The sequence below is a fragment of the Streptomyces sp. NPDC046122 genome (assembly GCF_056429965.1).
In genome coordinates, this window is sequence record NZ_JBWKLQ010000004.1 from 375,794 (window position 1) to 388,094 (window position 12,301).

At 73.6% G+C, this 12,301-nt stretch carries 11 protein-coding genes; 8 read left to right on the forward strand and 3 right to left on the reverse strand.

Annotated features, from left to right (window positions below; all coding sequences use genetic code 11):
• Nucleotides 1–19: 19 nt before the first annotated feature.
• Entirely contained in the window at nt 20–952 is a 933-nt protein-coding gene (locus AC07FK_RS14870; RefSeq protein WP_479105274.1) for a Ppx/GppA family phosphatase, read from the reverse strand.
• Between the two features lie 41 nt (nt 953–993).
• On the opposite strand from AC07FK_RS14870, the gene AC07FK_RS14875 reads away from it, so the two are divergent.
• Entirely contained in the window at nt 994–1,851 is an 858-nt protein-coding gene (locus tag AC07FK_RS14875) for a DUF3109 family protein (RefSeq protein WP_479105275.1), read from the forward strand.
• Between the two features lie 282 nt (nt 1,852–2,133).
• Here AC07FK_RS14875 and AC07FK_RS14880 read toward each other — a convergent pair whose 3' ends face one another.
• Complete coding sequence (locus AC07FK_RS14880; RefSeq protein ID WP_479105276.1) at nt 2,134–3,861, reverse strand: BACON domain-containing protein; 1,728 nt, start codon at nt 3,859–3,861, stop codon at nt 2,134–2,136.
• 161 nt (nt 3,862–4,022) lie between these two features.
• On the opposite strand from AC07FK_RS14880, the gene radA reads away from it, so the two are divergent.
• Both radA and disA read left to right on the forward strand, forming a co-directional pair.
• Nucleotides 4,023–5,438: a DNA repair protein RadA gene (gene radA / locus AC07FK_RS14885; protein ID WP_479105277.1), complete on the forward strand. Its 1,416-nt coding sequence runs from the start codon at nt 4,023–4,025 to the stop codon at nt 5,436–5,438.
• A gap of 90 nt (nt 5,439–5,528) precedes the next feature.
• On the forward strand, nt 5,529–6,653 hold the full coding sequence (gene disA, locus AC07FK_RS14890; RefSeq protein WP_453407375.1) for a DNA integrity scanning diadenylate cyclase DisA: 1,125 nt from the start codon (nt 5,529–5,531) through the stop codon (nt 6,651–6,653).
• 72 nt (nt 6,654–6,725) lie between these two features.
• Here the strand turns inward: disA and AC07FK_RS14895 are convergent, their stop codons facing one another.
• On the reverse strand, nt 6,726–7,619 hold the full coding sequence (locus tag AC07FK_RS14895; RefSeq protein WP_479105278.1) for a hypothetical protein: 894 nt from the start codon (nt 7,617–7,619) through the stop codon (nt 6,726–6,728).
• A gap of 147 nt (nt 7,620–7,766) precedes the next feature.
• Between AC07FK_RS14895 and AC07FK_RS14900 the strand changes: the two genes are divergently transcribed.
• The 5 genes from AC07FK_RS14900 to cseC all read left to right on the forward strand — a co-directional run bounded on the left by AC07FK_RS14900 (nt 7,767) and on the right by cseC (nt 12,176).
• On the forward strand, nt 7,767–8,672 hold the full coding sequence (locus AC07FK_RS14900) for an HhH-GPD family protein (RefSeq protein WP_479105279.1): 906 nt from the start codon (nt 7,767–7,769) through the stop codon (nt 8,670–8,672).
• Nucleotides 8,673–8,819: 147 nt separating this feature from the next.
• Entirely contained in the window at nt 8,820–9,380 is a 561-nt protein-coding gene (locus AC07FK_RS14905; RefSeq protein ID WP_479105280.1) for a SigE family RNA polymerase sigma factor, read from the forward strand.
• Complete coding sequence (locus AC07FK_RS14910; RefSeq protein WP_479105281.1) at nt 9,365–10,036, forward strand: hypothetical protein; 672 nt, start codon at nt 9,365–9,367, stop codon at nt 10,034–10,036. The genes AC07FK_RS14905 and AC07FK_RS14910 overlap by 16 nt, the downstream gene beginning before the upstream one ends.
• Nucleotides 10,037–10,084: 48 nt before the next feature.
• Nucleotides 10,085–10,789: a two-component system response regulator CseB gene (cseB, locus tag AC07FK_RS14915; RefSeq protein WP_479105282.1), complete on the forward strand. Its 705-nt coding sequence runs from the start codon at nt 10,085–10,087 to the stop codon at nt 10,787–10,789.
• 85 nt (nt 10,790–10,874) lie between these two features.
• Entirely contained in the window at nt 10,875–12,176 is a 1,302-nt protein-coding gene (gene cseC, locus AC07FK_RS14920; RefSeq protein WP_479105283.1) for a two-component system sensor histidine kinase CseC, read from the forward strand.
• Nucleotides 12,177–12,301 lie beyond the last annotated feature (125 nt).

Genomic DNA, 12,301 nt, shown 5'->3' on the forward strand with positions numbered 1-12,301 from the left:
GGCCGTCACCCGGTGGGTGTCAGGCGGTCGGCAGATGATCCAGGCGGCGCAGGATGACGCCTTCGCGCAGCGCCCAGGGGCATATTTCCAGGGTGTCCACGCCGAAGAGGTCCATCGCCCCCTCCGCGACCAGGGCTCCCGCCAGCAGTTGCGCGGCGCGGCCCGCCGAGACGCCGGGCAGGCCGGCGCGCTGCGACATCGGCATCGCGGCGAGTTTGGGCACCCACTCCTCCAGCGAGGTGCGACTCAGCTCACGCTGTACGTACGGCCCGTCGGCGGAGCGGGCCGCGCCCGCGATCCTGGCCAGCTGCCGGAAGGTCTTGGACGTCGCCACGACGTGGTCCGGGGTGCCGAAGCGGGCGAATTCGCCGACCGTACGGGCGATCTGTGCCCGCACGTGACGGCGTAGGGCCTTCACGTCCTGCTGGTCGGGCGGGTCACCCGGCAGCCAGCCGGCGGTGAGCCGGCCCGCGCCGAGCGGCAGGGACACCGCCGCGTCGGGTTCCTCGTCCATGCCGTACGCGATCTCCAGGGACCCGCCGCCGATGTCGAGGACCAGGAGCTTCCCGGCCGACCAGCCGTACCAGCGGCGGGCCGCGAGGAAGGTCAGCCGCGCCTCCTCCGCGCCGCTCAGCACCTGGAGGTCGATCCCGGTCTCGGCCCTGACGCGGGCCAGCACCTCGTCGGCGTTGGTGGCCTCGCGCACGGCGGAGGTCGCGAACGGCAGGACGTCCTCGCAGCCCTTGTCCTCGGCGGCCTGCAGCGCGTCGGCGATCGTCGCCACGAGACGGTCCACACCGTCGGCGCCTATGGCCCCGTCCGCGTCGAGGAGCTCGGCGAGGCGGAGCTCGGCCTTGTGCGAGTGGGCGGGCAGGGGGCAGGCGCCGGGGTGCGCGTCGACCACCAGCAGATGAACCGTGTTCGAACCCACGTCGAGGACTCCGAGTCTCATAGGCGGAACGCTACTGCGGCGGCGCGCTTACCCTTGGCCCCGTGTCGAAGACGAAAAAGGCGAAGCCGGGCAAAGCCACAGCGCCGAAGCAGCCGAAGCAACCGAAGACGAGCCCTCCGGTCGTACCGGTCCAGGACGAGAAGGGCGGGCTGGACTTCGCCCGCGCCTGGGTCGAGTTCCCCGATCCCGCCGACGACGAGCAGGTCTTCCGCTGCGACCTCACGTGGCTGACATCACGCTGGAGCTGCATCTTCGGCAGCGGCTGCCAGGGGATTCAGGCGGGGCGCGCCGACGACGGCTGCTGCACGCTGGGGGCGCACTTCTCCGACGAGGACGACGAGAAGCGCGTCGCCGGGCACGTGGCGCGCCTCACTCCCGACGTGTGGCAGTTCCACGACGTCGGTACGGAGTCGGGCTGGACGCAGACGGACGAGGACGGCGAACGGCAGACGCGGCGCTGGGAGGGGTCCTGCATCTTCCAGAACCGTCCCGGATTCGCGGGCGGCATGGGGTGCTCGCTGCACATCCTGGCGCTGAAGGAGGGCAGGGAGCCGCTGGAGACCAAGCCGGACGTGTGCTGGCAGCTGCCGGTGCGGCGTACGTACGACTGGATCGACCGGCCCGACGACACGCGCGTCCTGCAGATCTCGATCGGTGAGTACGACCGGCGGGGGTGGGGGCCGGGCGGCCACGACCTGCACTGGTGGTGCACGTCGGCGACGTCGGCGCACGGGGCCGGGGAGCCGGTGTATGTGACGTACCGGCCGGAGCTCACGGAGCTGATGGGGAAGGCGGCGTACGCGCGGCTGGTGGCGCTGTGCGAGGAGCGGCTGGCTTCGCTGCTGCCGATGGCTCCGCATCCGGCGGATCCTGTGCGGTTGCCGGGGCGGTCTGGCTGACGGGGGCGGGGGGGCGGGCGGTGCGGGTGCGGTGCCGTAAGGATGCCGGTGCGGTACGGGTGCCGGTGCCGTGCGGGTGCGCTGCGGTGCGGGTTGCCTGCGGCGCTCTCCCCTACCCGCCCCTTCCCGAAACCGGGGGCGAGCCCCCGGACGCCCTGCGGGCGTGTCCTCAAACTCCGGACGGGCTGGATTTCGGGATCTCGCACCCGGCTCCGTCCAGCCCCTCCCCAAGTGAGCCCCTCGCCCTGGCCGGCGGGAGCCCCGTCCGGCCCGGGCGTGCTGCTACGGCGGTGGTGACGCCGTTTCCGGCGGGGGTGGGTCCGAAGGGGGTGGTGGGGGTGTCGACTCGGTCGGGTGCGGGTCCGTCGGGGTGGGCGGGGGTGTCGACTCCGTGGGGGTCGGGTCCGGGTCCGGGGAGGTGGGCGGCGGGGTCGGGTCCGGCGGCGGAGGCGTCGACGGGCGCGGGTCCGGCGTCGTCGGGGGCGGTGTGGTGCGGCCGTGGCCGCGCACCGCGATCACCGCGCCCGTGGGATCGATCCCGATCCGCGCCTGCCACCGCCCCGCGGGCTCCCGCTCGTGGTCGACGGACACGTACAGCGTGAGCGACCTGCCGGGCGCGAGCGTGCCGGACGTCTCGCTGAGGTAGAGCCACGGCGCGTTCGTCCATGCCGACCAGGACACCGGCGAGTCGCCGCGCGCGGTCAGGGTGACGACCGTCGTGCTGCCCGCGGACCGCGCCTCCACCGTCAGCCGCCCCGCCCCGGCCTCCCCCGGCACGCCCGGCATCGACGTACCGCCGCTGACGACCTCGACGGACACGTCGGGGGTCCGGCCGCCCGCCGTGAAGTCGGGGTCGGGAGTCGTGCGGGCGTTGCCCGTGTTCTCGTACGCGGGGCCGCCCGCGCTGCCCGGACCGCCGTACGGGCCGCCGTCGAGCCCGTCGGCCTCGTCCGCCTCGCTCGCCGTGACCGACGCGCCGCCGTGGCTCTCGCCGGTGAGAGGGGCGCCCCGGTACGCCGCCCAGAGCGCGAACACGGGGGCTGCGACGACGGTCGCCACAACCGTCGTCGTGACCGCCCTGGTCCGCAGCCGGTCGCGCCGCGCCGCGTGGTCCTTGGGGTCGAGCGGGAATCCGTCGCGGTCGAAGCGGGGGCCGGCGACCCGCGCCCTCGGGACGTTCGACATCGCCGCGTACGCCGCCGCGCGCGGCGCCTCGACCACCGGCAGCGCGGCGGGCGTCGCCGCGACGGTGCCGGGCCAGGGCCCGCCGGCCCCGGCCCGCTCGGCGGAGCGCCGGCAGCGCGGGCAGTCGTCGACGTGCCGTACGAGCTCGTGGCGCAGGGCGGCGCCGAGCAGCACCTGGTCGTCCCCGGTCAGCCGGGCGACGATCGGGCAGCTGCCGCTCTCCACGACGGCCAGCGCCGCGCGGGTCCGCTCCACCTCGCACGCCGCGGCGGCCAGCAGTTCGCGGGCGGCCGGGTAGTCCATGCCGAGGACGGCCGCCACCTCGCGCGGGCCGAGCCCGTGACGTACCGCCAGCTCCAGCGCCTCGCGCTGCTCGGGGGTGGTGCCGGCCGCCTCGGGCCAGGCCAGGAGCGCCAGCTCGCGCTGCCGGCGTACGGCGGTCTCCTCCGGTACGGCCGGACCGCTCGCCGGGCCGGGGGCGGCGTGGGCGCTGTGGCCGCCGTGCGCTCCCTGCCGCCGGCGCTTCTGCTCGGCGACGCGGCGGCGGCAGGCCCACCGCGCCAGCGCGTACAGCCACGCCTTGCGCTCCGGCTCGCGGGACGGGGACCGGCCGTAGTGGCGCTCCGCGACGGCCAGTACGTCGCCGAGGACCGCCGTCGCCGCGTCGTGGTCGCAGAGCACCGACAGGCAGTACGTGAACAGGCCGTCGAGGTACGGCTCGTACCGTGCCGGCGGGGCCTGCGCGAGCGTCGGCCGGGGCGCACGGTTCTGCGCCCGGTGTGCGCCGGTGGTGTGCGTAGGGGGCTCCAGCCTGCTGCTTGTCACCCGGCGACCGTAGGCAAAGGAGGCAGGCCCCTTCGTACCCCTTGAGCAGTTTTAACCCGTACGGGTGAACACATCCCTCAAAAGGGGACAGGAATGCGGGATTCCGGCCGCAGTGCACGAACGGAGACGGGCTGTCAGAGGCGACCTGTACGGTCACCACCATGGCTGCCCGTACATCTCGTTCATCCGCCAAGGACCGGCCGTCCTACCGCTGCGCCGAGTGCGGATGGACGACCGCCAAATGGCTCGGCCGCTGCCCCGAGTGCCAGGCCTGGGGGACGATCGAGGAAACCGGCGCGCCCGCCGTACGGACGACGGCCGCCGGCCGGGTGAGCAACGCGGCGCTCCCCATCGGGCAGGTCGACGGCCGCACCGCCACCGCCCGCTCCACCGGCGTCGACGAGCTGGACCGCGTCCTGGGCGGCGGCCTGGTGCCCGGCGCCGTCGTGCTGCTCGCGGGCGAGCCCGGCGTCGGGAAGTCGACGCTGCTGCTGGACGTGGCGGCGAAGGCGGCGAGCGAGGACCACCGCACGCTGTACGTCACGGCCGAGGAGTCCGCCAGTCAGGTGCGTCTGCGCGCCGACCGGATCGGCGCGCTCAACGATCATCTGTACCTCACCGCCGAGACCGACCTGTCCGCCGTGCTCGGCCACCTCGACGCGGTCAAGCCGTCGCTCCTGGTCCTCGACTCCGTCCAGACGGTCGCCTCGCCCGAGATCGACGGCGCGCCGGGCGGCATGGCCCAGGTGCGGGAGGTCGCGGGCGCGCTCATCCGGGCGTCGAAGGAGCGCGCGATGTCGACGCTCCTGGTCGGTCACGTCACCAAGGACGGGGCGATCGCCGGTCCGCGCCTCCTTGAACACCTCGTCGACGTCGTGCTGTCCTTCGAGGGCGACCGGCACGCGCGGCTGCGGCTCGTGCGCGGGGTCAAGAACCGTTACGGCGCGACCGACGAGGTCGGCTGCTTCGAGCTGCACGACGAGGGGATCACGGGCCTCGCCGACCCGTCGGGGCTGTTCCTGACCCGGCGCGCCGAGGCCGTGCCGGGGACGTGCCTGACCGTCACGCTCGAAGGCCGCAGGCCGCTGGTCGCCGAGGTGCAGGCGCTGACGGTGGACTCGCAGATCCCCTCCCCCCGGCGCACCACCTCGGGTCTGGAGACCTCCCGGGTGTCGATGATGCTCGCCGTGCTGGAGCAGCGCGGGCGCATCACCGCCCTCGGCAAGCGCGACATCTACAGCGCGACGGTGGGCGGCGTGAAGCTCACCGAGCCCGCCGCCGACCTCGCCGTCGCCCTCGCGCTGGCCAGCGCCGCCAGCGACACCCCGCTGCCGAAGAACCTCGTCGCGATCGGTGAGGTGGGCCTCGCGGGCGAGGTCAGAAGGGTCACCGGCGTACAGCGCCGGCTCGCCGAGGCGCACCGTCTGGGGTTCACGCACGCGCTGGTCCCGGCCGATCCGGGGAAGGTCCCGGCCGGCATGAAGGTCACCGAGGTGGCCGACATGGGAGACGCCCTCAGGGTCCTTCCCCGTCGCACTCGCGCACAGGCCCCACAAGGCGAGGAACAGCGCCGGTAGACTTTGCCCTGGTCTCGCCCACCCGTACGAGTACGCGAGGCGAAGTTCAGTGCCCCAAGGGCACCGCAACCGTGTGACCGGAGGAGTGCAGTGGCAGCCAACGACCGGGCAGCAGCATCCGGGAAGTCCGGCGGAGGCTCGGGCACCGAAGCGCTGATGCGCGCCTCGCTGAGCGCCGTCGCGCCCGGCAAGGGGCTGCGTGACGGCCTGGAGCGCATCCTCCGCGGCAACACCGGCGGCCTGATCGTCCTCGGTATGGACAAAACCGTCGAATCCATGTGTACCGGCGGATTCGTCCTGGACGTGGAGTTCACCGCGACCAGACTCCGTGAGCTGTGCAAGCTGGACGGCGCGCTGATCCTCGACAAGGACATCACCAAGATCCTGCGGGCCGGCGTCCAGCTCGTGCCGGACGCGTCGATCCCCACCGAGGAGACCGGCACCCGCCACCGCACGGCGGACCGCGTGTCGAAGCAGTGCAACTTCCCCGTGGTCTCCGTCTCCCAGTCCATGCGCCTGATCGCGCTGTACGTCGACGGGGAGCGCCGCGTCCTGGAGGAGTCGGCGACGATCCTGTCGCGCGCGAACCAGGCGCTGGCCACCCTGGAGCGCTACAAGCTCCGCCTCGACGAGGTCGCGGGCACGCTGTCCGCCCTGGAGATCGAGGACCTGGTGACGGTCCGCGACGTGACGGCGGTGGCGCAGCGCCTCGAGATGGTGCGGCGCATCGCCACCGAGATCGCCGAGTACGTGGTGGAGCTGGGCACCGACGGGCGTCTGCTCTCCCTCCAGCTCGACGAGTTGATCGCGGGCGTGGAGCCGGAGCGCGAGCTGGTCGTGCGGGACTACGTGCCGGAGCCGACGGCGAAGCGTTCGCGCACGGTCGACGAGGCGCTGACCGAGCTGGACGCGCTGCCGCACTCCGAGCTGCTGGAACTGCCCGTGGTAGCACGGGCGTTGGGGTACAGCGGTTCGCCGGAGACGCTGGACGCGGCGGTCTCGCCGCGCGGCTACCGGCTGCTGGCCAAGGTGCCGCGGCTGCCGGGCGCGATCATCGAGCGGCTCGTCGAGCACTTCGGCGGCCTGCAGAAGCTGCTGGCCGCGAGCGTCGACGACCTGCAGACGGTCGACGGGGTCGGAGAGGCGCGGGCGCGCTCGGTCCGTGAGGGTCTTTCCCGCCTGGCCGAGTCGTCGATCCTGGAACGCTACGTCTGATCCGGCCGCCCTCGCGGCTGTCGCGGCGGGCGCCGTGTCGCGGTACGCCCCGGGCGGGGCGTACCGCCGCTGTCAGTCCTTCTTGAGGGTGAACGTCGCCGGGGACTTGGCGCCCGGCAGCTCCAGCAGATAGGTCCCGTCGTCGACCGTGGCGGCGGACGGCGTCGCGCAGCGCGGCGCGCTCTTCCTCAGGTCCCAGTCGACGGTGTGCGTGACGGTGCTGTGCGCGGGGACGCGGAGCAGCAGGTTGCCGGGTCCCTCGGGGCAGTCCTTGGAGGACCAGACCGTCTTGTTGTCGTCGTCGGTGATCGTCAGCACGGCGGCCTTCGGGCCGAAGTCCATCTTGCAGGCGGCGCCCGAGGTGTTCTCCGCGATCAGCTCGAACGTGGGCTTCTCGCCCGCCTCGTACTCGTTCTTCACGCTGCGCAGGGACAACTCCACCGTGGCCGCGTTGCAGTTGGGGAGGGTGGAGTTAGCCGGTACGCGCTGACCGCCGCCACCGCCGCCGCCGAGCGCGCTGCCGCCGCCCGCCCCGGAACCGCCGGACGCACCGGAACCGGAGCCCGAGCCGGAGCCGTCGCCCGCGCCGGCGTCGGCCGCGCCGTCACCGCCGCTGCCCGCGTCCGCGCCGGAACCGCCGTCCTCCCCGCCGCCACCGTCGCCGCCGCCGTCGCCGCCGCCGTCACCGCTGCCGCCGTTGTCGGCGCCCGTACCGCCCGCGTCGTCACGGCCGCCCGGGTCCTCGCTGATCGCGGGGCCCGAGGAGTCCGGTCCGGGGGTGATCGTGGAAGGGGCGGGAGTGGCGCCGCCGCGGGCGCCGTCGTTCTTCGCGTCCTCGCCTCCCGCGGACATGACGACCCATAGGATCACCAGTGCGATCAGCACCACCAGGGACAGCGCGACTGCCCTCCGGCGCCAGTAGATGGAGGAGGGAAGCGGCCCGACTGGATTGCGCATAGATCCCACGGCGCAAACTGTACGAGAGATCACGGCCAACTCCCGCCCCACCCGCCGCCCGTTCCCCAACTTTTCACGATCATCATTCCGGGACGCCGCGATCACCGCTGCCCTTCGTCGGGGTACGGCACGAAACGTGTCAGGATCGGTGGTGCCATGACTGCGACAAGCGAAACCCACCCGAACACCGCCACCGCCCTCCACACCCCCGTCATCGCGTGGTTCGACGCGAACGCGCGCGACCTGCCCTGGCGCCGCCCCGAGGCGGGCGCCTGGGGCGTGATGGTCAGCGAGTTCATGCTCCAGCAGACCCCCGTGAGCCGCGTGCTCCCGGTGTACGAGCAGTGGATGGAGCGCTGGCCCCGCCCCGCCGACCTGGCCGCCGACGCCCCCGGCGAGGCGGTCCGCGCCTGGGGCCGGCTCGGCTATCCGCGCCGCGCGCTGCGGCTGCACGGGGCCGCCGTGGCCATACGGGACCGGCACAGCGGCGAGGTGCCGAGCGACCACGCCCAGCTCCTGGCGCTGCCCGGGATCGGCGAGTACACGGCCGCGGCCGTCGCCTCCTTCGCGTACGGGCAGCGGCACCCGGTCCTCGACACCAACGTCCGCCGCGTGTTCGCCCGTACGGTCACCGGCGTGCAGTACCCGCCGAACGCCACCACCGCCGCCGAACGCAGGCTCGCGCGCTCGCTCCTGCCCGAGCAGCGGGCGACGGCGGCCCGCTGGGCCGCCGCCTCGATGGAACTCGGCGCGCTCGTGTGCACCGCGAAGAGCCCGGACTGCGGGGCCTGCCCGGTCTCGGAGCAGTGCGCGTGGCGGCTGGCGGGCAAGCCGGCCCACGTGGGGCCGCCGCGGCGCGGTCAGACGTACGCCGGTACGGACCGCCAGGTGCGCGGCAAGCTCCTCGCCGTGCTCCGGGAGGCGGACGAACCGGTTCCGCAGAGCGTGCTCGACGCGGTGTGGCACGAGCCGGTGCAGCGCGCGCGGGCGCTCGACGGGCTGGTGGCCGACGGGCTCGTGGAGCCGCTGGAGAACGGCGTCTACCGGCTGCCCACGAGCTGAGCACACCACCGTTACACAACCGATGGACAGCCGTGCGTCCGCCGAGGGCTGGACCGCACAGTGCCGTGACAACGCCTCCGTAGCGTCATCGCCGTAAGCAAGCAGGTCACGGGGTCTGTTTGGCAGTGGGACGGAGGCGGTTCAGACATGGCGCACGGCGAGGTGCTCGAATTCGAAGAGTACGTACGCACTCGGCAGGACGCCCTGCTGCGGAGCGCCAGGCGTCTGGTCCCCGACCCGGTGGACGCCCAGGACCTTCTCCAGACCGCGCTGGTGCGCACGTACGGCCGCTGGGACGGCATAGCGGACAAGTCGCTCGCCGACGCCTATCTGCGCCGGGTCATGATCAACACGCGGACCGAGTGGTGGCGGGCCCGCAAGCTCGAAGAGGTGCCGACCGAGCAACTGCCCGACGCGAGCGTCGAGGACGGCACGGAACAGCGCGCGGACCGCGCCCTGCTGATGGACGTCCTCGGCGTACTGGCGCCCAAGCAGCGCAGCGTGGTCGTCCTGCGACACTGGGAGCAGATGAGCACCGAGGAGACGGCCGCGGCGCTCGGCATGTCGGCGGGTACGGTCAAGAGCACGCTGCACCGGGCGCTGGCCCGGCTCCGGCAGGAGCTGGAGAGCCGCGCGCTGGACGCACACGCCCTGGAGCGTGCGGAGCAGGGTGACGAACGGGGGATGGAGCGTTGCGCGGCGGCCTAGGCAGGGGCGGCAGGTTCACCGTGGCGGCGGGTGGCACGGCGGTGGCCGGCGTCGCCGCCTTCTGCCTGTTCGTGGTGGCGTGCAACGCCGGGGGGACGGGCGCGCGCGACGCGGGTCCGGCGCGTACGGACCCGGTGGCCCGGGCCACTCCCTCGGTGGGCGAGTTGGCTCCGCCCGGCGCGAAGCGGGTGGACCCGGTGGCGCTGCTGCGCCGCGACCCCGAGGTCAGCGAGACGGTGAAGCGGGACCTGAAGCCGTGCGTGAGGGACGAGTACCCGGTCGACACGTCGTACGGCAAGCTGACCGGCGGGCCCGCCAACGACGTCGTGGTGAATGTGATGACGTGTGGGGACGCTGTGGGCGTCGGCACGTACGTGTACCGCGAGAAGGGGGACACGTACCAGAATGTGTTCGCGGCCGAGGCTCCCGCGGTCTACGCGGAGATCGACCGCGGCGACCTGGTGCTGACCAAGCCGGTGTACCGCAAGGACGATCCGATGGCGTACCCGTCCGGCGAAGAAGTGATCACGTACCGCTGGACGGGGGCCGGGTTCGTCGTGCGCGACCAGGTGCACAACGACTTCAGCCGCGCGGTGGGCGGGGACGGCGACGTGGACGCGTCCGAGCCCGGCGCGAGCGTTCCGACGGAGAACTGAGCAGCCCGAGACCCGAGACCGGGCCGAAGAGAGCAGAAGGCAGCGGAGATGGCCGAGACCCATGTCCTGTTCGTGGAGGACGACGACGTCATTCGCGAGGCGACCCAGCTCGCGCTGGAGCGCGACGGCTTCGTTGTCACCGCCATGCCGGACGGGCTGTCCGGTCTCGAGGCGTTCCGCAGGGACCAGCCGGACATCGCGCTGCTGGACGTGATGGTGCCGGGCCTGGACGGGGTGAGCCTGTGCCGGCGCATCCGGGACGAGTCGACGGTACCGGTGATCATGCTGTCGGCGCGCGCCGACTCGATCGACGTCGTCCTGGGCCTGGAGGCGGGGGCCGACGACTACGTGACGAAGCCGTTCGACGGTGCGGTGCTCGTGGCCCGCATCCGGGCGGTGCTGCGCCGCTTCGGGCACGCGGGCGGGCCGGCGGGCGGGTCGTACGACGACGGGGGCTCGCCGGACGGCGGGCTGCTCGTCTTCGGCGACCTGGAGGTCGACACCGAGGGCATGGAGGTCCGCAGGGGCGGCGAGCCGGTCGGTCTGACGCCGACGGAGATGCGGCTGCTGCTGGAGTTCTCGTCCGCGCCGGGCACGGTGCTGTCGCGCGACAAGCTGCTGGAGCGGGTCTGGGACTACGGGTGGGGCGGCGACACCCGGGTCGTGGACGTCCATGTGCAGCGGCTGCGCACCAAGATCGGCCAGGACCGGATCGAGACGGTCCGGGGCTTCGGCTACAAGTTGAAGGCATGACGCTCCCGCGCGTCCGCGCCCGCGTCCCTGCCCGCGCACGCGGCGCCCACAGCCGGGTCCGGACACAGAACGGGGCCCCCGCGCCATGCGTCTAGCCCTGCGCACCGGCGTCCGCTGGAAGATCAGCATCGCCATCGCCGCCGTCGGCGCGCTCATCGCCGTCGCGCTCAGCCTCGTCGTGCACAACGCCGCCCGCGTCTCGATGCTGGACAACGCGCGCGACGTGCAGATCGAGCGTCTGCAGTTCGCCCAGCGGTGGTACGAGTCGTCGCGCGAACCCCGGTTCGGCACCAAGCTCAACGACCCGGCCCTGCCCGAAGAGCTCAAGGCGAGCATGGCGAACGGCCGCCGGGCCACCTTCGTGTCGGACCGGCCGGGCGGCGTGCCCGACGTGTGGGCCGCCGCGCCCCTCGGCAACGGCGACGTGCTGTCGCTGCACACCCGCTTCACCGACCGCAGCGCGGCCATCATGGACGAGGTCGACCGGGCCCTGGTCATCGGTTCGGTGTCGGTGGTCTTCGGCGGCTGCGCGCTCGGCGTCCTGATCGGCGGCCAGCTCTCCCGCCGCCTGCGCAAGGCGGCCGCCGCGGCGGGCAAGGTCGCGCAGGGCAACACGCAGGTGCGGGTGCGGGACGCGGTCGGCGGTGTGGTGCGCGACGAGACGGACGAGCTGGCCCGCGCCGTCGACGCCATGACCGACGCGCTCCAGGAACGGCTGGAGGCGGAACGGCGCGTCACGGCGGACATCGCCCACGAGCTGCGCACTCCGGTGACCGGCCTGCTCACGGCGGCCGAGCTGTTGCCGCCGGGCCGCCCGTCCGAGCTCGTACGGGACAGGGCGCAGGCGATGCGCACGCTCGTCGAGGACGTGCTGGAGGTGGCGCGGCTCGACAGCGCGGCCGAGCGGGCCGAGCTCCAGGAGATCGCGCTGGGCGAGTTCGTCGGCCGCCGGGTGGCGCTCCTCCACCCGGACGCGGAGGTCCGCGTGGTGCACGAGTCGTGGGTGAACACCGACCCGCGGCGGCTGGAGCGCATCCTCGGCAACCTCCTCGGCAACGCCGCGAAGCACGGCCGGGCCCCCTTCGAGGTCACCGTCGAGGGGCGGGTCGTACGGGTGAGGGACCACGGGCCCGGGTTTCCCGAGGCGCTGCTCAGGGAGGGGCCGAGCCGGTTCCGTACGGGCAGCACCGACCGCGCCGGGCACGGGCACGGCCTGGGCCTGACCATCGCGGCCGGCCAGGCGCGCGTCCTCGGCGCGCGGCTGACGTTCCGCAACGCGCACCAGGAGGGCGGCGCCATCGCGGTGCTGTGGCTGCCGGAGCACGCGCCGACGGCGACGGGCAGCTTCCCGGCGGTGCGGCTGCCGGACGCCGAGCCGCGACGCTAGCGGCGGGACGGGTGTACGGGCCGTACCGCGGGGCACGGCGAGGACGGCACCGAACGCGCCGCGGCCCCCGGCATTCCGCCGGGGGCCGCGGCGCGTTTCCGTACCGATGGGACCGGCTCGGCTCA